This is a genomic window from Dokdonella fugitiva, assembly GCF_014138265.1.
Taxonomy (GTDB): domain Bacteria; phylum Pseudomonadota; class Gammaproteobacteria; order Xanthomonadales; family Rhodanobacteraceae; genus Dokdonella_A; species Dokdonella_A fugitiva_A.
In genome coordinates, this window is record NZ_JACGXL010000006.1 from 317,829 (window position 1) to 342,877 (window position 25,049).

At 68.4% G+C, this 25,049-nt stretch carries 24 protein-coding genes and 1 tRNA gene; 20 read left to right on the forward strand and 5 right to left on the reverse strand.

The genetic code is table 11. The annotated features are described in order from the left end of the window. Nucleotides 1–197: 197 nt before the first annotated feature. The 11 genes from thrS (at nt 198) to FHW12_RS18045 (ending at nt 9,362) form a co-directional block, all read left to right on the forward strand. Nucleotides 198–2,102, forward strand: a complete 1,905-nt coding sequence (gene thrS, locus FHW12_RS17995; protein ID WP_182532428.1) for a threonine--tRNA ligase — start codon at nt 198–200, stop codon at nt 2,100–2,102. Between the two features lie 41 nt (nt 2,103–2,143). After that, nucleotides 2,144–2,668, forward strand: a complete 525-nt coding sequence (gene infC / locus FHW12_RS18000; protein ID WP_182532479.1) for a translation initiation factor IF-3 — start codon at nt 2,144–2,146, stop codon at nt 2,666–2,668. A 166-nt stretch (nt 2,669–2,834) separates the two neighbouring features. Then, entirely contained in the window at nt 2,835–3,032 is a 198-nt protein-coding gene (gene rpmI / locus FHW12_RS18005) for a 50S ribosomal protein L35 (RefSeq protein ID WP_182532429.1), read from the forward strand. 12 nt (nt 3,033–3,044) lie between these two features. Next, nucleotides 3,045–3,404, forward strand: coding sequence for a 50S ribosomal protein L20 (rplT, locus tag FHW12_RS18010; RefSeq protein ID WP_182532430.1), 360 nt, complete (start codon nt 3,045–3,047; stop codon nt 3,402–3,404). A gap of 318 nt (nt 3,405–3,722) precedes the next feature. Continuing rightward, on the forward strand, nt 3,723–4,715 hold the full coding sequence (gene pheS / locus FHW12_RS18015) for a phenylalanine--tRNA ligase subunit alpha (RefSeq protein ID WP_182532431.1): 993 nt from the start codon (nt 3,723–3,725) through the stop codon (nt 4,713–4,715). Between the two features lie 110 nt (nt 4,716–4,825). Continuing rightward, nucleotides 4,826–7,213, forward strand: a complete 2,388-nt coding sequence (pheT, locus tag FHW12_RS18020) for a phenylalanine--tRNA ligase subunit beta (protein ID WP_182532432.1) — start codon at nt 4,826–4,828, stop codon at nt 7,211–7,213. Between the two features lies 1 nt (nt 7,214). Then, on the forward strand, nt 7,215–7,517 hold the full coding sequence (gene ihfA / locus FHW12_RS18025; protein WP_131998830.1) for an integration host factor subunit alpha: 303 nt from the start codon (nt 7,215–7,217) through the stop codon (nt 7,515–7,517). Beyond that, nucleotides 7,495–7,851, forward strand: a complete 357-nt coding sequence (locus FHW12_RS18030) for a MerR family transcriptional regulator (RefSeq protein WP_131998828.1) — start codon at nt 7,495–7,497, stop codon at nt 7,849–7,851. The genes ihfA and FHW12_RS18030 overlap by 23 nt, the downstream gene beginning before the upstream one ends. A gap of 80 nt (nt 7,852–7,931) precedes the next feature. Next, a tRNA-Pro gene (locus tag FHW12_RS18035) sits at nt 7,932–8,008 on the forward strand. Nucleotides 8,009–8,162: 154 nt separating this feature from the next. Continuing rightward, the gene (pip, locus tag FHW12_RS18040; RefSeq protein WP_182532433.1) at nt 8,163–9,116 is read left to right on the forward strand and encodes a prolyl aminopeptidase; all 954 of its coding nucleotides are present in this window, start codon (nt 8,163–8,165) and stop codon (nt 9,114–9,116) included. A 33-nt stretch (nt 9,117–9,149) separates the two neighbouring features. Further along, nucleotides 9,150–9,362, forward strand: a complete 213-nt coding sequence (locus tag FHW12_RS18045) for a GDCCVxC domain-containing (seleno)protein (RefSeq protein WP_182532434.1) — start codon at nt 9,150–9,152, stop codon at nt 9,360–9,362. Between the two features lie 109 nt (nt 9,363–9,471). On the opposite strand, the gene FHW12_RS21725 is transcribed toward FHW12_RS18045, so the two are convergent. Then, the gene (locus FHW12_RS21725) at nt 9,472–9,993 is read right to left on the reverse strand and encodes a PsiF family protein (protein ID WP_182532435.1); all 522 of its coding nucleotides are present in this window, start codon (nt 9,991–9,993) and stop codon (nt 9,472–9,474) included. A 197-nt stretch (nt 9,994–10,190) separates the two neighbouring features. Beyond that, a complete protein-coding gene (locus tag FHW12_RS18055; protein WP_182532480.1) occupies nt 10,191–11,687 on the reverse strand; it encodes an aminotransferase class III-fold pyridoxal phosphate-dependent enzyme in 1,497 nt (498 codons plus the stop codon). A gap of 257 nt (nt 11,688–11,944) precedes the next feature. On the opposite strand from FHW12_RS18055, the gene FHW12_RS18060 reads away from it, so the two are divergent. From FHW12_RS18060 to secF, 9 genes are all read left to right on the forward strand, one after another. Then, the gene (locus FHW12_RS18060) at nt 11,945–12,844 is read left to right on the forward strand and encodes an ABC transporter ATP-binding protein (RefSeq protein WP_182532436.1); all 900 of its coding nucleotides are present in this window, start codon (nt 11,945–11,947) and stop codon (nt 12,842–12,844) included. Then, nucleotides 12,844–13,614, forward strand: coding sequence for an ABC transporter permease (locus FHW12_RS18065; protein ID WP_182532437.1), 771 nt, complete (start codon nt 12,844–12,846; stop codon nt 13,612–13,614). The genes FHW12_RS18060 and FHW12_RS18065 overlap by 1 nt, the downstream gene beginning before the upstream one ends. 185 nt (nt 13,615–13,799) lie before the next feature. Next, nucleotides 13,800–14,915, forward strand: a complete 1,116-nt coding sequence (locus FHW12_RS18070; RefSeq protein ID WP_182532438.1) for a sensor histidine kinase — start codon at nt 13,800–13,802, stop codon at nt 14,913–14,915. Nucleotides 14,916–15,027: 112 nt separating this feature from the next. Then, complete coding sequence (locus tag FHW12_RS18075; protein WP_182532439.1) at nt 15,028–15,630, forward strand: response regulator transcription factor; 603 nt, start codon at nt 15,028–15,030, stop codon at nt 15,628–15,630. A 64-nt stretch (nt 15,631–15,694) separates the two neighbouring features. Further along, nucleotides 15,695–16,732 (forward strand): tRNA preQ1(34) S-adenosylmethionine ribosyltransferase-isomerase QueA, encoded by a 1,038-nt coding sequence (gene queA / locus FHW12_RS18080; protein ID WP_182532440.1) that lies wholly within the window; start codon nt 15,695–15,697, stop codon nt 16,730–16,732. Between the two features lie 5 nt (nt 16,733–16,737). Continuing rightward, nucleotides 16,738–17,841 carry a tRNA guanosine(34) transglycosylase Tgt gene (gene tgt / locus FHW12_RS18085; protein WP_220484525.1) on the forward strand — a complete coding sequence of 368 codons (1,104 nt, stop codon included), beginning with the start codon at nt 16,738–16,740 and terminating at the stop codon, nt 17,839–17,841. Between the two features lie 271 nt (nt 17,842–18,112). Next, nucleotides 18,113–18,451 carry a preprotein translocase subunit YajC gene (gene yajC / locus FHW12_RS18090; protein WP_182532442.1) on the forward strand — a complete coding sequence of 113 codons (339 nt, stop codon included), beginning with the start codon at nt 18,113–18,115 and terminating at the stop codon, nt 18,449–18,451. Between the two features lie 72 nt (nt 18,452–18,523). Next, nucleotides 18,524–20,440 (forward strand): protein translocase subunit SecD, encoded by a 1,917-nt coding sequence (secD, locus tag FHW12_RS18095; RefSeq protein ID WP_182532443.1) that lies wholly within the window; start codon nt 18,524–18,526, stop codon nt 20,438–20,440. Nucleotides 20,441–20,452: 12 nt separating this feature from the next. After that, on the forward strand, nt 20,453–21,394 hold the full coding sequence (secF, locus tag FHW12_RS18100; RefSeq protein ID WP_182532444.1) for a protein translocase subunit SecF: 942 nt from the start codon (nt 20,453–20,455) through the stop codon (nt 21,392–21,394). Nucleotides 21,395–21,526: 132 nt separating this feature from the next. Here secF and ppk2 read toward each other — a convergent pair whose 3' ends face one another. The 3 genes from ppk2 to FHW12_RS18115 all read right to left on the reverse strand — a co-directional run bounded on the left by ppk2 (nt 21,527) and on the right by FHW12_RS18115 (nt 25,011). Continuing rightward, nucleotides 21,527–22,312, reverse strand: a complete 786-nt coding sequence (ppk2, locus tag FHW12_RS18105; RefSeq protein WP_182532445.1) for a polyphosphate kinase 2 — start codon at nt 22,310–22,312, stop codon at nt 21,527–21,529. A gap of 64 nt (nt 22,313–22,376) precedes the next feature. Further along, entirely contained in the window at nt 22,377–22,898 is a 522-nt protein-coding gene (gene moaB / locus FHW12_RS18110) for a molybdenum cofactor biosynthesis protein B (protein WP_182532446.1), read from the reverse strand. Nucleotides 22,899–22,923: 25 nt separating this feature from the next. After that, nucleotides 22,924–25,011, reverse strand: coding sequence for a tetratricopeptide repeat protein (locus tag FHW12_RS18115; RefSeq protein WP_182532447.1), 2,088 nt, complete (start codon nt 25,009–25,011; stop codon nt 22,924–22,926). Nucleotides 25,012–25,049: the final 38 nt, after the last annotated feature.

The window sequence follows — 25,049 nt, forward strand, 5'->3', positions numbered from 1 at the left end:
ACTGAAGCACGAGCCGGCTTTCGGGCCGGGATATCCGGGAGCCGTAGTTCGAAAGAACACGATCACCATGACGCGAATCTTCGACATCCTCGACTGAAATCCGCGCAAGGTCCCCTGGAATGAACGAAGGGCGCCCTTGGCGCCCTTTTTTCATGGCCGGAACCGCGACGGCGGTCCCGCAATTCGGAAGAACACCCATGATCAGCATCACGCTCCCGGACGGCAGCCAGAAGCAGTTCGAGAACCCGCCCAGCGTGCAGGACGTCGCCGCGTCGATCGGCGCCGGCCTCGCCAAGGCCGCGCTCGCCGGCAAGATCGACGGCCAGCTCGTCGATTCGAGCCGCGTCGTCGATCACGACGCGCGTCTCGAGATCGTCACCGAGAAGAGCCCGGAAGCGCTCGAGATCATCCGCCACTCGACCGCCCACCTGCTCGCGCAAGCGGTGCAGCGCCTGTTCCCGAAGGCGCAGGTCACGATCGGTCCGGTCATCGACAACGGCTTCTACTACGATTTCGCGTTCGAACGGCAGTTCACGCCCGACGACCTCGCCGCGATCGAAGCGGAGATGAAGAAGATCGCCGCGGAAGCGTTGCCCGTGTCGCGCTCGCTGATGCCGCGCGACGAGGCGGTGGCGTTCTTCCGCGCCAAGGGCGAGGAGTACAAGGCGCAGATCATCGAGGGCATTCCGGCGAACGAGCCGCTGTCGCTCTACGCGCAGGGCGAGTTCACCGACCTGTGCCGCGGCCCGCACGTGCCGAACACCAGCCGGCTCAAGAGCTTCAAGCTCATGAAGGTCGCCGGCGCGTACTGGCGCGGCGACTCCAACAACGAGATGCTCTCGCGCATCTACGGCACCGCCTGGCTCAACGACAAGGACCTCGCCGCCTACCTGCACCAGCTCGAGGAGGCGGAGAAGCGCGACCATCGCAAGATCGCCAAGCAGCTCGACCTGTTCCACCTGCAGGAAGAGGCGCCCGGCCTCGTGTTCTGGCACCCGAAGGGCTGGCAGATCTGGCAGGTCGTCGAACAGCGCATGCGCAAGGTCTACCGCGAGAGCGGCTACCAGGAAGTGCGCTGCCCGCAGATCCTCGACGTTTCCCTGTGGAAGCGCTCCGGCCACTGGGACAACTACAAGGACAACATGTTCTTCACCGAGTCCGAGAAGCGGACCTACGCGGTGAAGCCGATGAACTGTCCGGGCCACGTGCAGGTGTTCAACTCGACCCTGCACAGCTATCGCGACCTGCCGATCCGCTACGGCGAATTCGGCGCCTGCCACCGCAACGAGCCGTCCGGCGCGCTGCACGGCATCCTGCGCGTGCGCGGCTTCACCCAGGACGACGGCCACATCTTCTGCACCGAGGACCAGATCGAGGCCGAGGTGACCGCGTTCCATCGCCAGGCGATGCGGGTCTACGAGGAGTTCGATTTCAGCGACGTCCAGCTGAAGATCGCGCTGCGCCCGGAGCCGCGCCTCGGCGACGACGCGACCTGGGACAAGGCCGAGAACGCGCTCCGCTCGGCGCTGCGCGCGGCCGGGGTCGAGTGGCAGGAGCTGCCTGGCGAGGGGGCCTTCTACGGCCCGAAGATCGAGTACCACCTCAAGGACGCGATCGGTCGCACCTGGCAGCTCGGCACGATGCAGGTCGATTTCATGATGCCCGGTCGCCTCGGCGCCGAGTACGTCGACGAGCACAGCCAGCGACGCCACCCGGTCATGCTGCACCGCGCGATCGTCGGCTCGATGGAGCGTTTCATCGGCATTCTCATCGAAAATCATGCCGGCGCGTTCCCGCCGTGGCTCGCGCCGGTCCAGGCGGTCGTCATGAACATCACCGATGCCCAGGGCCCCTACGTCAGCGAAGTGGCGCAAGCCCTTGTGGCGAAAGGTTTCCGGGTCGAGGCCGATTTGCGAAACGAGAAGATCGGCTATAAAATCCGCGAACACACGTTGGACAAGGTGCCCTACCTCCTCGTCGCGGGCGACCGGGAAAGGGAGGCGGGGGCCGTCGCCGTGCGGACGCGCACGGGCGAGGATCTCGGTTCCATGCCGCTTTCCGCCTTCGTCGAACGTCTTGAGGCCGAGTGCGCCCGACCCTGAACGGGAGCGCCCGGGAACGATTTCCCTTGGAGGATTGACGTATCGCCACCGAAAGCAAGCCGAACCGCAGGAACCACGAAATCCGTGTTCCGCGAGTCCGCGTGATTGGTCCCGAAGGGGAGCAGGTCGGCATCCTGTCCCGCGACGAAGCGCTCGCCATGGCGCAGGACGCGGGCCTTGATCTGGTCGAGATCCAGCCGAACGGCGATCCGCCGGTGTGCCGCATCATGGATTTCGGCAAGTTCAAGTTCGAGGCGCAGAAGAAGGCGCACGCGGCCAAGAAGAAGCAGAAGCAGGTCGAGATCAAGGAACTGAAGTTCCGCCCCGTCACCGACGTCGGCGACTACCAGATCAAGATGCGCAACCTGCGGCGCTTCCTCGAGGAAGGTGACAAGGTCAAGATCACGATCCGCTTCCGCGGCCGCGAGATGACCCACCAGGAACTCGGCGAGGCGATGGTCAAGAAGATCGCCGCCGAGATCGCCGAGGACGCGGTGATCGAGCAGTACCCGAGGATGGAAGGGCGCCTCATGGTCATGATGGTCGCGCCGAAGAAGAAGATCTGATTTTCAGCGCGGCACGGACGGCCGCGATGTTCCAGGCCCGGGATGGGCGCAGCAGTGCAGGAGACGATCCGGGGATCCGGATCAGACAAACCGGAACGAGCAGGACGGAAAGCGTGGCGATGCCACCGCTCGCGCCAGTAACGAAAATCACCGAAGGAGCTGGGTCATGCCCAAGATGAAGACCAATCGGGCCGCTGCGAAGCGGTTCCGCAAGACCGCGTCCGGCAAGTTCAAGTGCGGCCACGCGTTCAAGAGCCACATCCTCACGAAGAAGGCCACCAAGCGCAAGCGCGGCCTTCGTGCGACCAACCACGTGCGCAAGGAAGACGCCGGTCGCGTCTCCCGCATGCTGCCGTACGCATAAGGAGGATCGACCATGGCACGAGTCAAGCGTGGCGTAATCGCCCATCGCCGTCACAAGAAGATCCTCGGCAAGGCCAAGGGTTACTACAACGCGCGCCGCAAGGTTTTCCGCGTCGCCAAGCAGGCCGTCACCAAGGCGCACCAGTACGCCTACATCGGCCGCAAGCAGAAGAAGCGCAATTTCCGTGCGCTGTGGATCGTCCGCATCAACGCGGGCGGGCGCCAGTTCGGCCTGTCCTACAGCCGCCTGATGAACGGCCTCAAGAAGGCCGGCATCACGATCGATCGCAAGGTGCTCGCGGACATCGCCGCGCACGACATCAAGGCGTTCGGTGCGTTGGCGGAGAAGGCCAAGGCCAGCCTGGCGGCGTAGTTTTTGCGATCGTCCGTGATCGCGGCAGCGAAGAGCGGTCCCTGACCGCTTCCTTCATGAGCAGTCCGCGCGGATCGGAACGAGCGTCGAAGCACACGCGGGGAGGAGGCCTGGGCCTCCTCCCCGTTTGCGTTTTTGGGGGCGATCCCGGATCGCCCTCGAAGTCATCCCGATCGGCGTATTCGTTGTCCGGTGCGATCCATCCAGGATCGTGGCGACCAGAATGGTCGTCGAGGCGCGGAAGCTGCGGCTTCGGATGATCCATGCGCAGCCATCTTGGCTGCATCGTTCACATTGTCGGTCCACTGCGGAATTTCGATGGACGTATTGCAGGACATCCAGCGATCGCTCGACCAGATCGCGACCGCCGACACGCTCGAGGCGCTCGACGCGCAGCGCGTCGCGCTGCTCGGCAAGAACGGCGCGGTCACCGCCGCGCTGAAGGCGCTCGGTTCGCTGCCGCCGGACGAGAAGAAGACGCGCGGCGCCGAGGTGAATCGCGCCAAGGAGCGCATCACCGACGCGATCGCCGCGCGCAAGGCGAGCCTCGAACAGGCCGAGCTCGGGCGCCGGCTCGCTTCCGAGCGCGTCGACGTGACCCTGCCGGGCCGGCGCGGCACGCGCGGCGGCCTGCACCCGATCACGCGCACGCTCGACCGCATCGTCGAGATCTTCGCGCGGCTCGGCTACGAACTCGCCGACGGCCCCGAGATCGAGACCGACTGGTACAACTTCGAGGCGCTCAACTTCCCGCCGGATCATCCGGCGCGGACGATGCACGACACGTTCTGGTTCCCCGACGGTCGCCTGTTGCGCACGCACACCTCGCCGGTGCAGATCCGCGCGGCGATGGGGCGCACGCCGCCGATCCGCGTGATCTCGGTCGGCAAGGTCTACCGCAGCGATTCGGACCAGACCCACTCGCCGATGTTCCACCAGGTCGAAGGCCTGCTCGTCGGCGAGGACGTCAGCTTCGCCGACCTCAAGGGCACGCTCGCCGAATTCGTGCGCGCGTTCTTCGAACGCGATTTCGAAATGCGCTTCCGGCCGAGCTACTTCCCGTTCGTCGAACCGGGCGCGGAAGTGGACATCCGCTGGGACCGCGAGGACGGCACGCAGTCGTGGCTCGAGGTGCTCGGCTGCGGCATGGTTCATCCGAACGTGTTGCGCAACTGCGGCATCGATCCGGAGCGCTACACCGGCTTCGCCTTCGGCATGGGCGGCGAGCGCTTCGCGATGCTGCGCTACGGCGTCAACGACCTGCGCCAGTTCTTCGAGAACGACCTCAGGTTCCTCAGGCAATTTGCCTGAGAAGGAAGGGCTGAGGGCCGAGGGCCGCGGAGCGGTGCTCGACATGCCGTGTCGTATTCCAACCCTCGGCCCTCAGCCCTCAGCCCCGTTACGAACGAAGTGAGCAACGCATGAAATTCAGCGAAAACTGGCTGCGCGAACTCGTCGACATCCCGGTCGACCGCGACGCCCTCATGCACCGCCTGACGATGGCGGGGCTCGAGGTCGAGGGCGTCGAAGCACTCGGCGCCGCGCTCGCGGGCGTCGTCGTCGGCGAGATCGTCGCCTGCGCGCCGCACCCGAACGCGGACAAGCTGCGCGTGTGCGAGGTCGCCGCGGGCGCCGCCGTGCCGCTCGTGATCGTCTGCGGTGCGCCGAACGCGCGCACCGGGCTCAAGGCGCCGCTCGCGACGATCGGCACGACGATGCCGAACGGGATCGAGATCAAGCGCGCCGCGCTGCGCGGGGTCGAGTCGAACGGCATGCTCTGCTCGGCGAAGGAGCTCGGCATCGACGCCGACGCCTCGGGCCTGATGGAATTGCCGGCGGACGCACCGGTCGGCACGTCGCTCGCGCAATACCTCGGCCTGCCCGACGCGAGCGTCGAGATCAAGCTCACGCCGAACCGCCCCGACTGCCTCAGCGTGCTCGGTCTCGCGCGCGACGCGTCCGCGCTGTTCGGCACCGCGCTGCACGATCCGCCCGGCGCGCCCGTAGCGGCTGCCGCAGGCGCGACGCGCGCGGCGACGCTCGATGCCGGAGCCGACTGCCCGCGCTATTGCGGGCGCATCATCGAAGGTATCGATGCGAGCGCGAAGACGCCGTTGTGGATGGCCGAACGGCTGCGTCGCAGCGGCGTGCGGCCGGTCAGCGCGCTCGTCGACGTGACCCAGTACGTGATGCTCGAGCTCGGCCAGCCGATGCACGCCTACGACGACGCGATGCTCGACGGTCCGATCTCGGTGCGCCGCGCGCGTGCGCGCGAGGTCGTGAAACTGCTCGACGGCAGCGAACATATCCTCGATGACGGATTCCTCGTCATCGCCGACCGCAAGGGCCTGCACGGCCTCGCCGGCATCATGGGCGGCCACGATTCGCGCGTGACCGACGCGACGAAGACGGTATTCCTCGAAGCCGCGCACTTCGCGCCGGGCGCGATCATGGGCCGCGCGCGCAAGCTCGGCCTGCACACCGACGCCTCGCACCGTTTCGAGCGCGGTGTCGACCCCGAGATGCCGCGCCGCGCGATCGAACGCGCGACCGCGCTGATCCTCGCGATCGCCGGCGGCACGCCGGGGCCGCTCACCGAGAGCGTGCTCGCCGCGGACCTGCCGCTGCGCGCGCCGGTCGCGCTGCGCCGCACACGCCTCGCGCGCCTGCTCGGCATCGATGTCGCCGACGCCGAGGTCGAGCGCATCCTGCGCGCGCTCGGCATGCAGGTCGAGGCGAGCGCGGACGGCTGGCGCGCGACGCCGCCGAGCCATCGCTTCGACATCCAGATCGAGGAAGACCTCATCGAGGAAGTCGTGCGCGTGCACGGTTACGAACGCGTGCCGACGCGCGCGCCGCGCGGCGAACTGCTCGGACCGGTGCTGCCGGAGGCGCGCCTGGAGATTTCGCGGCTGCGCGCACAGCTCGTCGCGCGCGACTACGCCGAGGCGGTGTGCTACGCGTTCCTGTCCACGGATCTGCTGCTGAAATGGCAGCTCTTCGACAACACCGTCATGCTCAGCAATCCGTTGTCGGCCGACCTTGCCGTAATGCGGCCTTCGCTGCTGCCCGGACTCGTCGCCGCGCTCGCGGCGAATCGCCGTCGCCAGCAAGCGCGCGTGCGCCTGTTCGAAGTCGGCCGGGTGTTCTCGGGCGGTACGCCGGTCGATCCGTCGCCGGTCGAGTCCGAGCGGATCGCGGGCGTCGCTTGCGGCCGCGCGGTCGCCGAGAATTGGGCGAGCGAGGCGCGGGCGCTCGACTTCTTCGACGTCCGGGGCGACGCGGAATCGCTGTTCGCGCTGACCAACGCGGCGGACGCATTCAGTTTCACGCCCGGCGGTCCGGCCTGGCTGCACCCGGGGCAGGCGGCCGAAGTGCGCCGCGACGGCGTCGCGGTCGGCTGGATCGGGGCGTTGCACCCGGACCTGCTCGCGAAACTCGACCTCGACGACGACGTATTCGTGTTCGAGTTCGACGTGGCGGCGGTTTCGCGGCGCGACCTGCCGCGCGCGGAGGCCGTTTCGCGCTACCCGTCGGTGCGCCGCGACCTGTCCTTCGAGCTGCCCGAGGCGGTGCCGTATGGGGCCGTCGAGGCTGCGATTCGTGACGCGGTTGGCGAAACGCTGGCGCGGGTGGTCCTGTTCGATCGTTACGCGGGTCCAAACCTCGGCAGCGGTGTCAAAAGTCTCGCTATTGGCTTGATTTTGCAGGACCGTTACCGCACCCTTACGGATCAGGACGCTGACCGCTGCACGGCTCTCGCGGTTTCCGCACTGGAATCAGTTTGCAAAGCAAAGTTGCGAGGGTAGGATGGCGTTGACGAAGGCGGAGATGGCCGAGCGTCTGTTTCTGGACGTCGGTCTCAACAAACGCGAAGCCAAGGAATTCGTCGACGCGTTCTTCGAAGTCGTACGCGATGCGCTTGAAAAAGGGGAGCAGGTGAAGCTGTCCGGTTTCGGCAACTTCGATCTGCGTTTCAAGAATCAGCGTCCAGGGCGTAACCCAAAGACCGGCGTGGAAATTCCGATTTCCGCGCGGCGGGTGGTGACGTTCCGTCCGGGACAGAAACTGAAGGTCCGGGTCGAAGCCTATGCTGGATCAGGGCAGCAATAGCGAACTTCCGGTCATCCCGGCAAAACGCTATTTCACCATCGGGGAGGTCAGCGAGCTCTGTGCGGTCAAGCCGCACGTGCTGCGCTATTGGGAACAGGAGTTTCCCAACCTCAAGCCCGTCAAACGGCGTGGAAATCGCCGTTACTACCAGCGACACGACGTGCTGATGATCCGGCAGATCCGGTCGTTGCTGTACGACCAGGGTTTCACGATCACTGGTGCGCGCCAGCGCCTGGAAGGGTCGCAGGCGCGGGTCGAGTCGAGTATTTCCAACCAGATCGTGCGCCAGGTGCGCATGGAACTGGAAGAAGTGCTGCAGATCCTGCGTCGCTGAGCACGGGAAGCATCTGCTAGAATCTCCGGCTCCCAAGCGGGGCCGCCGTGATGCGGCTGGCTTTCCGCAAGAGTCATCGTCGGGGCGTAGCGCAGCCTGGTAGCGCACCAGTCTGGGGGACTGGTGGTCGTCGGTTCGAATCCGGCCGCCCCGACCATTAATCTTGTTCGCGTCCGTGCGAACTGCACCCACAGGGTGACGCAAGCGACCCCGCCCGCGTGTTCGTGGAGTCCAGGGCGGCCATCCATGGCCGCACCTTTCACGAACAGCCCGCGCCAGGGGGCCGCTCTCGCGGAAAATCCGAGGACGACATGCCCGCGACGCGTCGCACGCTGTATCCCGAGATCGAGCCGTACGACAACGGTTTCCTGCAGGTGTCGCCGCTGCATCGGCTCTATTACGAGCAGTGCGGCAATCGTGCGGGCAAGCCGGTCGTGTTCCTGCACGGTGGTCCCGGCGCGGGTTGCAACGCGAAGTCGCGGCGCTTCTTCGACCCGGCGCGCTACAGGATCGTGCTGTTCGACCAGCGCGGCTGCGGGCGCTCGACGCCGCATGCGGAACTCGTGGACAACACGACCTGGCATCTCGTCGCCGACATCGAGCGCCTGCGCGAGCACCTCGGCATCGAGCGCTGGCAGGTGTTCGGCGGCTCCTGGGGTTCGACACTCGCACTCGCGTACGCGCAGACGCACGCGCGACGCGTGACGGAACTCGTGCTGCGCGGCATCTTCATGCTGCGTCGGTGGGAGCTCGAGTGGTTCTATCAGAAGGGCTGCGACGCGCTCTTCCCGGACGTCTGGGAGCACTACCTCGCGCCGATCCCGCCGGCCGAGCGCGGCGACCTCATGAGCGCGTACCACCGCCGCCTGACCAGCGCCGATCCGGCGGTGCGACTCGAAGCCGCGCGCGCATGGTCGGTGTGGGAGGGGGCGACGAGCTTCCTGTTCCAGGATGCGGCGCACATCGCGTCGAGCGGCGAGGACGAGTTCGCGCTCGCGTTCGCCCGCATCGAGAACCACTACTTCGTCAACGGCGGTTTCTTCGACGCCGACGACCAGCTGCTGCGCGACGCGCATCGCCTGCGCCAGATCCCAGCCGTGATCGTGCAGGGGCGCTACGACGTCGTCTGTCCCGCGCGCAGCGCCTGGGACCTGCACCGAGCGTGGCCGGAGGCGGGCCTGCGCATCGTCTCGGACGCCGGGCATTCGGCGCTCGAGCCCGGCATCGTGCACGAACTCGTCGAAGCCACCGACCGCTTCCGCTGAGCAGGCCGCTGCGACGATTGTTCCGGAGAAGGCATGGCCGACGTGCGAACGACGAGCATCCTGACCTGCCCGAACTGCGCTGAAACGTCGCGCGAGACGATGCCATTGGACGCCTGCATCTATTTCCACGAATGCGGCGCCTGTGGTGCCCTGCTGCGACCGAAGGCCGGCGACTGCTGCGTGTTCTGCTCGTATGGCGATACGCCGTGCCCGCCCGTGCAACAGGAGCGCGGCTGCTGCCGGTGATCCCGCGGTGCGGACGGCGAGGCCGGCATTGGGCGCGACCACCGGAGCTTCGTCCAAAAGAAACGGGCCCGCATCGGCGGGCCCGTTCGGCAAACGATCGATCGGGCACTCAGTGCGCCGCGGCCGCGTCGCCCTTGAGGCACGTGCTCATGTAGCTCTTGCGCGCGTCGCCCTTGAGCGACTTCGCCTTCGCGTCGGCGCTGCAGGTCTTCATCTTCTCCTGCTGCGTCGCCTTCGCGGTCGACGCGGCGGGAGCCGCGGCCGGAGCGGCCGCCGGAGCCGCGGCGGCAGTCGCGCCGTCGCCCTTGAGGCAGGTGCTCATGTAGCTCTTGCGCGCGTCGCCCTTGAGCGACTTGGCCTTCGCGTCGGCGCTGCAGGTCTTCATCTTTTCCTGCTGGGTCGCCTTCGCGCTCGGCGCGGCTGCGACCGATTCGCCCTTGAGGCAGGCGCTCATGAACGTCTTGCGTTCGTCACCCGTCTTGCCGGTCGCGTCCTTGTTGCACTGGGCCATGCGTTCCTGCTGCGGGGTCAGCGTCTTGCCGGACTTCGACGCATCCTGCGCAAACGCCGCGCCGGAACCGATTGCCAGCGCAAGCGCCAGGACCAGCGATGACGTCGTCTTCAGCTGCATGATGGAACTCCTCTCTCCGTAGTGGGGCCGCCGCCGTCTGGCAACGGTGCGGCGCAGTCTACGCCCGGCGCCGAACGCCGGAAGAGGCAATCCAAAAAACTTCACGAACGCGTTGCCCGCGATTCAGGCGTGGAAGCTCGCGGGCACGGCGTAGGAAATCGGCGCGATCTCGATCGGTCGCGCCGGCAGGGGCCCGCTCAGGCGGCGGCGCGCGCGGTGTCCGGCTTGCGCGGTCCTTCGAGCAGGGCGCGACGGACGCCCTCGACGAGCAGATCCGCTTCCGCGGCGGTGATGTCGAAGCGCGGGGTGAAGCGCAGCGAATTCGCACCGCCGTGGATCACGCCGTAGCCGCGCTCGCGCATCCACTCCTCGGTGCTGCCCGCGCCGTAGCACTTGAACTCCGGTGCCAGCTCGCACGAGAACAGCAGGCCCGTGCCCTGCACCTTGGTGATGTAGCCCGGCAGCTCGGCCTTGAGCTTGGCGAGCTTGGCGACGAACTCCTTGCCGCGCACGCGGATGTTCTCGCGCAGCTCCGGCGTGAGCGCCTTCAGCACCGCGCAGGCGACGTCGAGCGCGCGCGGGTTCGCGGTCATCGTGTTGCCGTAGATGCCCTTCTTGTAGAGCTCGGCGGCGCGCTCGTTGGTGGCGAGCACCGACAGCGGGTACTGGCCAGCGTTGAGCGCCTTCGAATAGGTCTCGAGATCCGGCGCCTCGACCTGCTCGAAGCCGGGGTAGTCGACGATCGAGAGCACGCCGTGCGCGCGCAGGCCGGCCTGGATCGAGTCGATCAGCAACAGGCTGCCGTGCGCCTTGGTCAGCTCGCGCGCGGCGTTGTAGAACTCCGGCGTGAGGCCGCGGCCGGGGTCGCCTTCGCCCATCACGGGCTCGATGAACACGGCCTCGATGAACCAGCCGTTCCTGTCGGCGTCGGCGAACAGCTGCTTGAGGTGCTCGACGCTGTACGGCTCGACCGCGAGCAGGCTGTTCTCGTTGCGGAAGCTCGCGAGGTTCTGCTCGTAGGCCTTGCGCGACGAATCGGAGTACACCGCGGGTCGTTCGGTACGGCCGTGGAACGCACCCTTGACCGCGACGCGCTTGATCGTGCGGCCGGCATGGCGCGCACCCGGGTCGGTCATCAGTTTCGCGTTGACGTCGACGATGCGACCCGCGAGCGACACCGACTCGGAGCCCGAGTTGAGGCACATGAACTTCACGTACGGGCAGGCGCCGCGCGTCTGGCCGATTTCCTTGCGCAGCGCCTTGCCGAACTTCAGTTGCGACAGGTTCGGCGTCATCACGTTCGCCATCACCTGCGGGCGCGCGAGCACGCTGAGGATGTTCTTCGGCGCGTGGCCGAAGCCGAGCATGCCGTAGCCGCCCGCGTCGTAGATGACCGCGCCCTTGAGCGTGACCAGCCAGGCGCCGTGTGCGGCGAGGGCGACGTACGGATTGATGCCGTCCTCGGGGTAGAAGTTGACGAAATCGGCCTGCGCCTGGCGGATCTGCTCGTTCTCGTCGAGGTGCAGGAAGTCGGGCATGCACGAACGCAGCGCGAGGTGCGCGGCATACGCCTCGTCGATCGCCTGGACCAGTTCCGGGTCGGCATCCAGGAAGCGCTCGATGACCGCGTCCGGCAGGCCGGTGGTACGCACCGCCCCGTCGAATTCGCGCATTTCCTTGAGCTTGGCCAGCATCGGATTCATTGCACCCTCCCGGAAAACGACACGTGCCCGCCCCTCGCGGGAAACGGGCACGACGCCTTTAATCTTTGATTGGAATGGAAAAAACGCCAAGCAACCACTGTATCACAGGGGGCCGGGCCGCGGTACCCCGTGGGCCCACCGGACACACCGCGTGACAAGCGTCATCCGCAGCGCCTGACGCCTGATTCTGTGGGGTTTTTCGCGCCCGGCCTAAAGTGGCTCCGGACATCGGGCAAGGGAGTGGTTCCATGCAGCAGGCGCGATCCGGTACGGCGGTGGCATGGCGCGGCGCGAGCAAGCGCTACGGCGGCATCGTCGCGCTCGACGGCATCGATCTCGAGGTGCGCGGCGGCGAGCTGCTAGCGCTGCTCGGCCCGAACGGCGCTGGCAAGAGCACGGCGATCGCGCTCGCGCTCGGGTTGCTGCGCGCCGATGCTGGCGAGGTAATGCTGTTCGGCCGCGCACCCGCCGAGCTCGAGGCGCGCCGCGGCTGCGGCGTCATGCTGCAGTCGGCGGGGCTGCCGGATTCGCTGAAGGTGCGCGAGCTGCTCGAGCTCACGCGCAGCTACTACGCTGCGCCGCGCGGGCTCGACGACTGCGTCGGCATGGCCGGCCTCGACGGGCTCATGGATCGCCGCTACGGACGATTGTCGGGTGGCCAGCAGCGCCGCGTGCAGTTCGCGCTCGCGATCTGCGGCGCACCGCGCCTGCTGTTCCTCGACGAACCGACGACCGGCCTCGACCTGGACGCGCGCACGATGCTGTGGGCGACGATCCGCCGCATGGTCGGCGAGGGCTGCGCGGTCGTGCTGACCACGCATTACCTCGAAGAGGCCGAAGCGCTCGCCGATCGCGTCGCCGTGCTCGCCGGCGGGCGCATCGTCGCCTGCGGCAGCGTGCAGCAGATCCGCGCGCGCGTCTCGCAGCGGCGCATCCGCTGCGTCAGCGCGCTCGACGCGGCGCGCGTCGGTGCCTGGCCCGAAGTACGCAGCGTCTGCCGCGACGGCGAGCGCATCGAGATCGTGACCGACTACGCCGAAACGGTCGTGCGCCAGCTGCTGTTCGAGGACAGCGGGCTCAGCCAGCTCGAAGTGCAGCGCGCCGGCCTCGCCGACGCATTCGTCGAAATCACCCGCGAGGCCGCCTGATGAACGCCGCCACCTTGCCCGCGCCGCGTGTGTCGCTGCTGCGCTGCTACGCGCTCGAGGCGCGCAACGAGTTCCTGCGTCTGCTGCGCGCGCCGTCGTTCGCGCTGCCGACGCTGCTGTTCCCGCCGATGTTCTACCTGCTGTTCGCGGTGCTGTTCAACAATCGCGGCGGCAGCTTCCAGGCGAACGTGTACCTGCTCGCGACCTACGGCGTGTTCGGCGTCATGAGCCCAGGCCTGTTCGGCTTCGGTGTCACCGTCGCGCTCGACCGCGAACGCGGCTGGCTCGCGCTCAAGCGCGCGTTACCGATGCCGCCGGGGGCCTACCTCGCGTCCAAGCTGGTGATGGCGGCGTTGTTCGCGACGATCATCTTCGTCATCCTCGCGCTGCTCGCGACCACGCTGGGCGGCGTGCGCCTGCCTGCCGGGGCATGGCTCTCGCTGTACGCGGCCGACCTGTTCGGCGTGCTGCCGTTCTGCGCGCTCGGCCTGTGGCTCGGCAGCCTCGTCAGCGGGCAGGCCGCGCCGGCGATCGCGAACCTCATCTACCTGCCGATGTCGTTCCTGTCCGGCCTGTGGATGCCGCTCAGCGTGATGCCCGCGTTCATCGCGAAGATCGCGCCGCTGTGGCCGGCCTGGCACCTCGGTCGCCTCGCGCTCGCCGCGGTCGGCCAGGCGCCGGGCGAGGCGATCGCGCCGCACGTCGCCGCGCTCGCCGCGTTCACGCTGGTGTTCGTCGCGCTGGCGCGCCGGCGCCTCGCGCGCGGCTGAGGAGGATCCGATGCGCACGATCTATACCCGGCTGTTCGTGACGACGGTGCTCTACGCACTGCTGGTCGTCGCCGACGTGCTCGGCGCGCATGTCTGAGGCGGAGCGTATGATTTCCTACGACCGGCGATGGGCGGGGAAGACGATGGCGCAGGGCGGGACATGGTTCGAGCGGATTCGCGTGCGCATGCCGCCGGACCTGGCCGACCAGGGCTGGGCACCGCTGTGGAGCCTGCTCTACCTCGGCTTCCTGTTCATCAACTACAACGGCCGGCCGGCCTCGACCTGGCTGCCGCCGACCGCGCTCAGCGTGTGCGTGTTCCTGCCGCTGTACTACCGCGCGCTGCAGGTGTGCGGACGGCGGCGGCTGTACTACGGCGCCGCGATCGCGCTGATCGGCTACGCGCTCATCGCGATCAACACGGGCGCCAACACCTATCTCATCTATGCCGGCGCGTGCGCGGGCGCCGCGGGCATCGGCCTGCGCCGGCTGTTCGAGATCATCGCCGGCGCGCTCGTCGTCTATTCGCTGGAACTGTGGCTGCTCGGCTGGCCCGGCCAGTACATCGCGCTGTCGGTGACGATCACCGCGATGGTCGGCCTCGCGATCAGCGCGGCGAATCACTTCCATCACGAGAAGCGCCTGCGCCAGGCCGAGCTCAAGCTCAGCCACGACGAAGTGCGCCGCCTCGCCGCGCTTGCCGAGCGCGAGCGCATCGGCCGCGATCTGCACGACCTGCTCGGCCACACGCTTTCGCTGATCACGCTGAAGTCAGAACTCGCGGTGAAGCTGTTCGAACGCGACCCGCATGCGGCGCGGCGCGAGATCGCCGACGTCGAGCGCGTCGCGCGCGACGCGCTCGGGCAGGTGCGGCGCGCGGTGACCGGCATCCGCACCGCGGGCCTGTCCGCCGAACTCGCTTCCGCGCGATTGCTGCTCGAGTCGAGCGACGTGCGCCTCGAATACGAACTCGTCGATGCGCTGCTGCCGCCGGAAATCGAGACGGTGCTCGCACTGACCGTGCGCGAGGCGGTCACGAACATCCAGCGCCATGCGCAGGCGACGCGCGCGCGCGTCGAGGTCGGCGTCGAGGGCGGCGAGGCGCGCCTCGCGATCAGCGACGACGGCATCGGCGCGACGATCCTGCCGGGCAACGGGCTCAGCGGCATGCGCGAACGCCTCGCGCTGCTCGACGGTCGCCTCGAGATCCAGTCGGTGCGCGGCCGCGGCACGCGCCTCGCGGCGATCGTGCCGTTGCCGCCGGCGCCGCGTGGCGCGGCCACGACCGCGATGGCGACCTGAGGCGGAGGCGCGCGTCGTGGCCGGAACGCGCGGCGGTCCGGCGCCGGCATCCTGCTAGAGTGCACCGCCGCGGGCGCCGTGTCCGCAGCGCCCATCGGGAACCCGTTCGACCGTGATCCGCGTCCTCCTCGCCGAAGACCAGGCACTCGTGCGCGGCGCGCTGTCCGCGCTGCTCCGGCTCGAGTCCGACATCGACGTCGTCGGCAGCGCCGCGGACGGCGAGGAAGCGTGGCGCGCGCTGCAGCAGCACAAGCCCGACGTGCTCGTCACCGACATCGAGATGCCCGGTCTCACCGGCCTCGAACTCGCGCAGCGCGTGCAACGGCACGAGCTGCCTTGCAAGGTGGTCATCGTCACGACTTTCGCGCGCCCGGGCTTCCTGCGCCGTGCGCTCGAGGCCGGCGTCGGCGGCTACCTGCTCAAGGACGCACCCGCCGAACAGCTTGCCGAAGCGCTGCGCAAGGTGCATCGCGGTGGCCGCGCGATCGATCCCCAGCTCGCGGTGGAGGCGTGGTCGGACGCCGACCCGCTCAACGACCGCGAGCGCCAGGTGCTGCGCCTCGCCGGCGAGGGACTGTCCGCGGGCGACATCGCCGACCGGCTCAACCTGTCGCAGGGCACCGTGCGCAACTACCTGTCCGAGGCGATCGGCAAGCTCGGCGTCGGCAATCGCATCGAGGCGTATCGCTTGGCGCGCCAGAAGGGTTGGCTTTGATCGGGCGCGCCGCGGCGCGCGCGTGCGACAATACGCGGCTTCACCGACGTATCGCCGCTGGCCCTTGAAGAAGAGCGACTTCCATTTCGACCTGCCGCCCGAGCTGATCGCGCAGGCGCCGCTGCCCGAACGTTCGGCGAGCCGCCTGCTCGTCGCCGACGCGCGCACACACGCGCTCGCCGACCGCTCCTTCACCGACCTCGTCGAGCTGTTGCAGCCGGGCGACCTGCTCGTGTTCAACGACACGCGCGTGCTGCCCGCGCGCCTGTTCGGGCGCAAGCCGAGCGGTGGCCTCGTCGAGATCCTCGTGGAGCGCGTGACCGGCACGCACGAGGCGCGCGCGCAGCTCGGCGTGAGCAAGAAGCCGAAGGCGGGCGGGCGCATCGTGCTCGCCGACGGCAGCGAGATCAGCGTGCTCGGACGCGACGGCGAGTTCTTCCTCCTCCGTTTCGACACCGTCGAGCCGATCGAGAAGGTGTTGTCGCGGCTCGGCCGCATGCCGCTGCCGCCGTACATCGAGCGCGACGCCGGCAGCGCCGACGACGAGCGCTACCAGACCGTGTTCGCGCGCCACAGCGGCGCGGTCGCCGCGCCGACCGCGGGACTGCATTTCGACGCCGACCTGCTGCGCCGCCTCGAGGCGCGCGGCGTCGAGTCCGGTTACGTGACCCTGCACGTCGGCGCGGGCACCTTCCAGCCGGTGCGCAGCGAGCGGCTCGAGGACCACGTGATGCACCGCGAGTGGCTCAACGTCGGTGCCGAACTCGTCGAGAAGATCCGCCGCGCGCGCGAACGCGGCGGCCGCGTCGTCGCGGTCGGCACGACCGTCGTGCGTGCGCTCGAATCGTCGATCCGGGACGGCGAGGTCGCGCCGTTCGCGGGCGAGACGCAGATCTTCATCGTGCCCGGATACCGCATCACGAGCATCGATGCGCTCGTGACGAACTTCCACCTGCCCGAATCGACGTTGCTCATGCTCGTGTCGGCGTTCGCCGGGCGCGAGTTCATGCTCGACGCGTACCGCCACGCGGTCGCCGGGCGCTACCGCTTCTTCTCCTACGGTGACGCGATGCTGATCCTGCCGCCGGGCGCGCCCACGTGAGCGCGATGCGCTTCGAACTCCTCGGCAGCGACGGCGCGGCGCGGCGCGGTCGCCTCGCGTTCCCGCGCGGCACGATCGAGACGCCCGCATTCATGCCGGTCGGCACCTACGGTTCGGTCAAGGCGATGACGCCGCAGAACCTCGTCGACATCGGCGCCGAGATCATCCTCGGCAACACGTTCCACCTGTTCCTGCGCCCGGGCCTCGACGTCGTCGGCGAGTTCGGCGGACTGCACCGCTTCATCGGCTGGGACAGGCCGATCCTCACCGATTCGGGCGGCTTCCAGGTATTCAGCCTCGCGCACAAGCGCAAGATCACCGAGCAGGGCGTCACGTTCGCCTCGCCGGTCGACGGTGCGAAGGTATTCCTCTCGCCGGAGGAGTCGATGCGCATCCAGCACGCGCTCGATTCCGACATCGCGATGATCTTCGACGAGTGCACGCCGTACCCGGCGACCGAGAAGCAGGCGCGCGATTCGATGGAACTCAGCCTGCGCTGGGCCGAGCGCTCGCGCCGCGCGTTCGACGATCGCGGCAATCCGAATTCGCTGTTCGGCATCGTTCAGGGCGGTGTCTATCCCGACCTGCGGCGGCGCTCGGCCGAGGCGTTGATCGGCATCGGCTTCGACGGCTATGCGATCGGCGGCCTCGCGGTCGGCGAGCCGGAACACGAACGCAACGCGACGCTCGAGCGCGTCGAGCCGCTGCTGCCGCGCGACCGGCCGCGTTACCTCATGGGCGTGGGCCGGCCCGAGGACATCGTCGAGGCGGTGCGGCGCGGCGTCGACATGTTCGATTGCGTGATGCCGACGCGCAACGCGCGCAACGCGCACCTGTTCACGCGCCACGGCACGTTGCGCATCCGCAACGCGAAGTACGAGCGCGACGCGCGTCCGCTCGACGAGGCGTGCGCGTGCTACACCTGCCGCTCCGGGTTCAGCCGCGCCTACCTGCGCCATCTCGACCGCTGCGGCGAGATGCTCGGCCCGCAACTCGCGACGATCCACAACCTGCACTACTACCAGGAACTCATGGCCGGCCTGCGCGCGGCGATCGCCGCCGGGCGGCTCGACGATTTCGTCGCGGCGTTCTACGCGGCGAGGGCGTAGGGCGGTACGCGCACGGCGCGTGCCGCCGCAGGGGGCCGCCGCGCGATCACCCGCAAAGCGGCGGATTCATCGCGACGTGGTGTGGGTCCGCCCAGCATGGTTCGCCTGCTTCGCGCACACCGACCGCCGCCCGGGCCGTGGATCCCGTTGATTTTGCAGCGCAATGCGCGAATCGCCCGGTGCCGTGGCATAATCGGCGGCCTTTTGGCGCAAAGTCTCCCCGCGGAGGCGTCGCGCCGGATTCCGAACCCAGCTTGTTTCCGGAGCATCCATGGATTTCTTCATCGCCAGCGCACACGCCCAGGCGGCGACGGGCGGGGCGGCCGCCGCGCCGAACCCGATCATGTCGTTCCTGCCCCTGATCATCCTGTTCGGCGTCTTCTACTTCATGCTGATCCGGCCGCAGATGAAGCGCGCCAAGGAGCAGCGCGCGATGATCTCGGCGCTGAGCAAGGGCGACGAGGTGCTGACCAACGGCGGCCTGCTCGGTCGCATCGACGAACTCGGCGAACAGGTGATCACGCTCGAAGTCGCACCGGGCGTCACCGTCAAGCTGCGCCGCGACGCGGTGTCCGCGGTGCTGCCGAAAGGCACGCTGAAATCGAGCTAATTCCCGCGGTCGTCCCGACCGCAGGAATCAAAACAAGCGGCCATCGACGGTCGCACTGTCAATGAAGAGCCTATGAACGATTTCCCCCGCTGGAAGTACGCGATCGTTGTCGTGGTGCTGGTGCTCGGCGTGCTGTACGGCGTGCCGAACCTGTACGTGCAGCAGCCGGCCGTGCAGGTCAACCCGAACCGCGGCGCGGCCATCGACCTCGCCCTCAAGGAGAAGGTGCAGGGCACGCTCGAGAAGGCCAAGATCCCGTTCGAGCGCATCGACCTCAACAAGGACCAGCTCATGGTCCGCCTGCCGGTCGGTGCGAACGACGACCAGGGCAAGGCGCTCGAGGCGATCAAGACGGACCTGGGCGACCAGTACGTCGTCGCGCCGAACCTCGCCTCGACCGTGCCGTCCTGGATGCGCGCGATCGGCGCGCGCGAGATGCCGAAGGGCCTCGACCTGCAGGGTGGCGTGCACTTCCTCATGGAAGTCGACGACAAGGACGTGATCGAGAAGCAGCTGCAGCGCTACTCCGACGACATCCGCTCCGCGCTGCGCGACAAGAACATCCGTTACCAGTCGGTCGGCCGAGGCCCGCAGGGCGTGGTCGTGCAACTGCGCAGTGTCGAGGACCGCGATGCCGCGCTGTCGACGATCCAGTCGAAGGTGCCCGACGTCGTCGTCTCCAACGGCAACCAGGTCGGCGATTCGTACACGCTCAACGCCGGCGTGAAGCCGGACAAGATCCGCGAGATCGCGCTCAACACGATCCGCCAGAACCAGGCCACGCTGAGCAACCGAATCAACGCGCTGGGCGTGGCCGAGCCGCTGATCCAGCAGCAGGGCGAAACGCGCATCGCGGTGGAGCTGCCGGGCGTGCAGGACACCGCCGAGGCGAAGAAGGTGCTCGGCGCGCAGGCGACGCTCGAATACCACGCGGTCGATACCGAGGGCGACGCCTACGAGGCGATGCGCAGCGGCGTCGTGCCGCCGGACGACAAGATCTACTACATGCGCCAGCGCGCCGCCGACGGCAGCAAGGTGCCCGTCCTGCTCAAGAAGAAGATCATCGTCAGCGGCGACGAGATGGTCGACGCGTCGAGCCAGCCCGATCCGCAGTCGGGTACGCCCGCGGTGTCCGTCGTGCTCAATGCGAACGGCGGCCGCAAGATGCTCGACTTCACCACGCAGAACGTCGGCAAGCCGATGGCGGTGCTGTACGTCGAGCGCACGCCGGAAACGAAGGTCGTCGACGGCAAGGAAGTGCGCAGCACGAAGGTGACCGAAGAGGTCATCAACAGCGCGCGCATCAACGGCGTGTTCTCGACCCGCTTCCAGACCACCGGCCTCGGCAGCAACAAGGAAGCGTCCGACCTCGCGCTGCTGCTGCGCTCGGGTTCGCTCGCCGCGCCGACCGACATCGTCGAAGAACGCGTGATCGGCCCCAGCCTCGGCAAGGAGAACATCGAGAAGGGCATCAAGGCCGTGCTGCTCGGCCTCGCCGCGGTGCTCGTGTTCATGGCGTTCTACTACTGGCTGTTCGGCCTCATCGCCGACCTCGCGCTGTTCTTCAACCTCGTGCTGCTGCTCGCGATCATGAGCGCGATCGGCGTGACGCTGACGATGCCCGGCATCGCCGGCATCGTGCTCACGCTCGGCATGGCGATCGACGCGAACGTGCTGATCTGCGAGCGCGTGCGCGAGGAGCTGCGCAACGGCTCGACGCCGCTCGCCTCGATCCGCGCCGGCTACGACAAGGCATGGGCGACGATCCTCGACGCCAACGTGACCCATCTGCTCGCGGCACTCGCGCTGATGACGCTCGGTTCGGGCGCGATCCGCGGCTTCGGCGTCACGCTGTTCATCGGCATCCTCACCTCGATGTTCACGTCGGTCACCGTCACGCACGCGGTCACCAACCTCATCCACGGTGGCAAGAAGAAGCTCAAGGGGCTGTCGATCGGCAGCGGCTACACCCGCGGCACGACGGCCTGACGGACGACATCCATGGAACTGTTCAATCCCAACAGCAAGATCGACTTCCTCGGCGGACGCAAGGTCAGCATCGTCATCTCGGCGCTGCTGATGCTCGCTTCGCTCGGCCTGCTCGCGACGCGCGGCCTCAACTACGCGCTCGATTTCACCGGCGGCGTGCTGGTCGAAGCGAAGTTCGAGGAGCCGGTGCAGACCGACCAGGTGCGCGCAGCGCTCGAAAAGGGCGGCTTCCCCAACGCGCAGGTGCAGAGCGTGGGCGGCACGCGCGAGGTATCGATCCGCCTGCAGCCGACCGCGGAGCAGAAGGACGCGGAGAAGGTCGGCCGCGACGTCATCGACGCGATCAAGAAGCAGCGCGCCGACGTTTCGCTCAAGCGCCATCCCGACCTCGTCGGTTCGTCGGTCGGTGCCGAGCTGCGCAACGACGGCATCGTCGCCGCGGTGTTCGTGATGATCGGCATCATGATCTACATCGGCATCCGCTTCGAGAAGCGCTTCGCGATCGCGGCGATCGCCAGTGAAGTCCACGACACGATCCTCACCCTCGGCTTCTTCTCGCTGACCCAGCTCGAGTTCGACCTGACCGTGCTCGCCGCGCTGCTCGCGGTGATCGGCTACTCGATCAACGACAAGGTCGTCGTGTTCGACCGCGTGCGCGAGCTGTTCCGCCTGACCCGCAAGGCGGAGCCGTACGAGATCCTCAACAAGGCGATCAACCAGACGTTGTCGCGTACGATCATGACCTCGCTGACGACGTCGCTGTCGATGTTCGCGCTGTATTTCGTCGGCGGCCCGGCCGTGCACGGCTTCGGCCTGACCATGCTCGTCGGCATCGTGATCGGCACGCTGTCGTCGATCTTCTTCGCCAACCCGATCCTCTACTGGCTCGGCGTGTCGAAGACCGACCTCATGCCGGTCACGCGCGAGAACCCGGAACTCGAACGTCGTCCGTAACGGCGCGTTCTCGCCGAGCCTTCGAGGCCGGAAACGCCAGGACGCGAAGGACGCGAAGAAGATCTCGGAGCAGAATGAAAAGGAGCGCATGACATGCGCTCCTTTTTCATTTCTTCTTCGTGCCCTTCGCGCTCACGCTTCCGCTTCGGATTTCCTTATCCACAGCCGCGCGTCGGCGAGGTGTTCGCGCGCCGGCTTGCGCTTGAGCTTCGGCAATTTGAGCGGTTTGTCCGGCACACAGCGTTCGGGCAATCGCGCGAGCAAGTGGCCGATCAGGTCGAGGCGGCCGCGGCGCTGGTCGTTGAAGTCGGCGACGAACCACGGTGCCCATTTCGTGTTCGTCGCCGCGAGCATCGCGTCGCGCGCCTTGCCGTAGGCGGCGTACTGCGCACGCGCCTCGAGGTCGATCGGCGAGATCTTGAAGCGCTTGAGCGGATCGGTCGCGCGTTCGGCGAACCGCTGCTCCTGGTATTCCTGGTCGACCGCGAGCCAGTACTTGAGCAGGATCAGCCCGTCGTCGGTGACGAGCTTCTCGAACGCGGGGCAATCCTCGAGGAAGCGGCGGTATTGGGCCTGGGTGCAAAAGCCCATCACGTGCTCGACGCCGGCGCGGTTGTACCAGCTGCGGTCGAACAGCACGAGCTCGCCCGCGGCGGGCAGGTGCTCGACGTAGCGCTGGAAATACCACTGCGAGGATTCGCGCTCGCTCGGCTTGGGCAGCGCGACGATGCGCGTGTAGCGCGAGTTGAGCGGTTCGCTGATCGCCTTGATCACGCCGCCCTTGCCGGCGGCGTCGCGCCCCTCGAACACGAGCGCGACGCGCTTGCCGCCCGCGATGATCCAGCGCTGCAGGTTGACCAGATCCTCGTACAGGTCCTCGAGCGCGCGTTCGTATTGCTTCCGCTTCAGTTCCTTCATGGCATTGCTCCGCTGCGGGCGCCGCTCGGCGCGGATGTCGCGAAACGGGAGACGGTTCCTGCGCTCAGCGCTCGCGCAGGCGCGGCAGCAGGCCGGCGAGGTTGCACGGGCGCGTGGTCGCGTCGAGCTGTGCGCGGATGAGCTTCTCCCACGCCGTGCGGCATGCCGACGTCGAACCGGGCAGGCAGAACACGAACGTGTCGTTGGAAAGCCCCGCGAACGCGCGCGATTGCATCGTCGACGTGCCGATCTCGTCGTAGCTGAGCATGCGGAACATCTCGCCGAAGCCCGGCATCTCCTTGTCGAGCAACGGCCGGATCGCCTCCGGCGTCGAATCGCGGCCGGTGAAGCCGGTGCCGCCGGTGACGAGCACGCCGTGCACGTCGGCGTCGGCGATCCACTGCGCGACGACCGCGCGGATCAGGTAGCGGTCGTCGTGCACGATGCGCTTTTCGCGCAGGCGATGGCCGGCCTGGCCGAGCGACAGCGCGAGGTAGTCGCCGGACGAATCGTTGTCGGGCGTGCGCGTGTCCGACACGGTCAACACGCAGAGGTCGAGCGCTACGAAATCGGCTTGTGCAGTCATGCGGCCAGCGTAGCGCGTCGCGCGTTCAGTGCAAAGCCGCGGGGGCGAGCCCGGCGCGACGACGCGCGACCATGCGCGCGAGCAGCGTGGCGAAGTCGCGTGCATAGGCACGCATGTCGAACAGGCCGCTGGCACCGCGCGCCGCGGCGACGGCGTCGCGCAGCGCGCGGCGTGCATCGGCGTCCCGGCCGAGTCGCACCGCGGTCGCGACGAACGCGGCATCGTCGGGCGCGTTCAGCTGCGGCATCCCGAGGTGGTGGTTGAGGCTCGCCGCCACGCGCGAGGCGAACGTCGGTCCGGCGACGGTGAGCACCGGGCAGCCGGCCCAGATCGCGTCGGACGCGGTCGTGTGCGCGCCGTACGGGGCGGTGTCGAGGAACAGGTCGGCGTGGCGGTAGCGCGCGAGGTAGGCGGCGTGGTCGAGCTTGGGCGCGAACACGAGGCGTTGCGCGTCGACGCCGCGCCGCGCCGCCTCGGCCCGCAGGCGGTCGTCGGCGCCGTCGACGGCCGACAGCAGCCAGAGCACGGCATCGGGCACCGCGCGCAGCACCGCGAGCATGCGTTCGAACGTCGCCGGATCGAGTTTCCAGCTGTTGTTGAGGCAGGCGTAGACGGCACCCCCGGGCGGCAAGCCGCACTGTTCGCGCGACGGCGGCGTGCCGACCACGCGCGTCGTGTCGGACGGCTGGAAGCAACGCGGCAGCCATGCGACGTGCTCGGAAAACTGCGCGTGCAGCGATTCGGGCAGCACGATGCGATCGGCGACCACGTAGTCGATCCATGGCGCGCCGAGGGTGCCCGGGTAGGCGAGCCAGTTGACCTGCAATGGCGCCGGACGCAGCGCGAGCGCTTCCGGCATCGCGCCGGCGCAGTAGCCGTCGAGGTCGAGCAGCACGTCGAGGCGTTCGGTGCGGATCGCGTCGGCGAGTCCGTTCGCGCTCGCTTCGTGGACGTCGTGCCAGGCATGCGCGGCCGCCTGCAGGCGCCGTTGCAGCGTGCTGCCGTCCGCGGGCGCGGTCGAGAACAGGTGGATCCCGACCGCTTCCTCGCGCAACGCTTCGATGAACGCGACGACGAGCAGCGCGGTCGGATGATGGGCGAAACCGTTGGCGACGAAACCGACGCGCAACGGCGCGCCCGGATCGCCGGCGGCGTGCTGCCACGCGTGGCGCGCGCGCAGCGCGGCGACGCGCCCGTCGATCGCCGTCGCGTGCGTGCGAGCGCAGCGCAACTGCTCGGCCGGCGACGCCGGTTCGGCGAGGAAGCCGAACGGCGCGAGGCCTGGCGCGCCCGCTGCGGCGCGTGCACGCAGGCGCGTCGAGAGCGCGTCGAGTCCGCGCCAGTCGCACAACTGGCGGCGCAGGAACGCGAGCTGGCCGAGCGCGGCGTCGAGGTCGGGATCGAGTGCGAGCGCGCGTGCGTGCGCGTCGGCCGCGCGCGCGAACTGCTTCTGTTCCTCGAGCATGAGGCCGCGCTGGTAGGGGAAGCGCGCGTCGCGCGGCGCCGAACGTTCGCCGGCGGCGTATGCGGCTTCGGCCTCGCCGTGGCGTCGTTCGGCGGCGAGCGCATGGCCGAGCACGAACAGTGCTTCGGGATGTCCCGGCGCGAGCGCGAGCGCCTCGCGTGCGGCGCCTTCGCCGGCTGCGTGGTCACCGAGCGCCAGTTCCGCCGGGGCGAGATTGCACCAGGCGCCGACGTGGCCCGGTTGCGCCTGCGTCGCGGCCGCGTACGCATCGCGCGCGCCGACGATGTCGCCGATCGCGCGGCGTGCATTGCCGAGGCCGTTGAGCACGGCCGGGTGCGCGGGCGCGAGCAGCAATGCAGCCTCGAGCGCCGCGAGCGCCGTCGCCGCGTCGCCGCCGGCGAGCCGCACGCTGGCGAGGTTGCACAGCACGTCGACCGAATGCGGCGCGAGCACGCGCGCGGATTCGAGCGTGGCGATGGCCTCGGCGCCGCGGCCGAGCTGGAACAGCGCGATGCCGTGCAGGCGCGCTGCTTCCGCATCGCGCGGTTCGTGCGCGCGCAACGCCGCCGCTTCGGCGGCGGCGAGATCGGGGCGGCCGCCGGCGATGAGTTCGGCGATACGGTCGAGGCGGGCGGCGAGATCGGACATGACCCGTCAATCCTCGCATGCCGGCGCGACCGCCAGCC

Coding starts and splice junctions, on each gene's coding strand:
- thrS (WP_182532428.1), top strand. CDS start 198: ATGATCAGCATCACGCTCCCGGACGGCAGCCAGAAGCAGTTCGAGAAC.
- rpmI (WP_182532429.1), top strand. CDS start 2,835: ATGCCCAAGATGAAGACCAATCGGGCCGCTGCGAAGCGGTTCCGCAAG.
- rplT (WP_182532430.1), top strand. CDS start 3,045: ATGGCACGAGTCAAGCGTGGCGTAATCGCCCATCGCCGTCACAAGAAG.
- pheS (WP_182532431.1), top strand. CDS start 3,723: ATGGACGTATTGCAGGACATCCAGCGATCGCTCGACCAGATCGCGACC.
- pheT (WP_182532432.1), top strand. CDS start 4,826: ATGAAATTCAGCGAAAACTGGCTGCGCGAACTCGTCGACATCCCGGTC.
- ihfA (WP_131998830.1), top strand. CDS start 7,215: ATGGCGTTGACGAAGGCGGAGATGGCCGAGCGTCTGTTTCTGGACGTC.
- FHW12_RS18030 (WP_131998828.1), top strand. CDS start 7,495: ATGCTGGATCAGGGCAGCAATAGCGAACTTCCGGTCATCCCGGCAAAA.
- pip (WP_182532433.1), top strand. CDS start 8,163: ATGCCCGCGACGCGTCGCACGCTGTATCCCGAGATCGAGCCGTACGAC.
- FHW12_RS18045 (WP_182532434.1), top strand. CDS start 9,150: ATGGCCGACGTGCGAACGACGAGCATCCTGACCTGCCCGAACTGCGCT.
- FHW12_RS21725 (WP_182532435.1), bottom strand. CDS start 9,993: ATGCAGCTGAAGACGACGTCATCGCTGGTCCTGGCGCTTGCGCTGGCA.
- FHW12_RS18055 (WP_182532480.1), bottom strand. CDS start 11,687: ATGCTGGCCAAGCTCAAGGAAATGCGCGAATTCGACGGGGCGGTGCGT.
- FHW12_RS18060 (WP_182532436.1), top strand. CDS start 11,945: ATGCAGCAGGCGCGATCCGGTACGGCGGTGGCATGGCGCGGCGCGAGC.
- FHW12_RS18065 (WP_182532437.1), top strand. CDS start 12,844: ATGAACGCCGCCACCTTGCCCGCGCCGCGTGTGTCGCTGCTGCGCTGC.
- FHW12_RS18070 (WP_182532438.1), top strand. CDS start 13,800: ATGCCGCCGGACCTGGCCGACCAGGGCTGGGCACCGCTGTGGAGCCTG.
- tgt (WP_220484525.1), top strand. CDS start 16,738: ATGCGCTTCGAACTCCTCGGCAGCGACGGCGCGGCGCGGCGCGGTCGC.
- yajC (WP_182532442.1), top strand. CDS start 18,113: ATGGATTTCTTCATCGCCAGCGCACACGCCCAGGCGGCGACGGGCGGG.
- secD (WP_182532443.1), top strand. CDS start 18,524: ATGAACGATTTCCCCCGCTGGAAGTACGCGATCGTTGTCGTGGTGCTG.
- secF (WP_182532444.1), top strand. CDS start 20,453: ATGGAACTGTTCAATCCCAACAGCAAGATCGACTTCCTCGGCGGACGC.
- ppk2 (WP_182532445.1), bottom strand. CDS start 22,312: ATGAAGGAACTGAAGCGGAAGCAATACGAACGCGCGCTCGAGGACCTG.
- moaB (WP_182532446.1), bottom strand. CDS start 22,898: ATGACTGCACAAGCCGATTTCGTAGCGCTCGACCTCTGCGTGTTGACC.
- FHW12_RS18115 (WP_182532447.1), bottom strand. CDS start 25,011: ATGTCCGATCTCGCCGCCCGCCTCGACCGTATCGCCGAACTCATCGCC.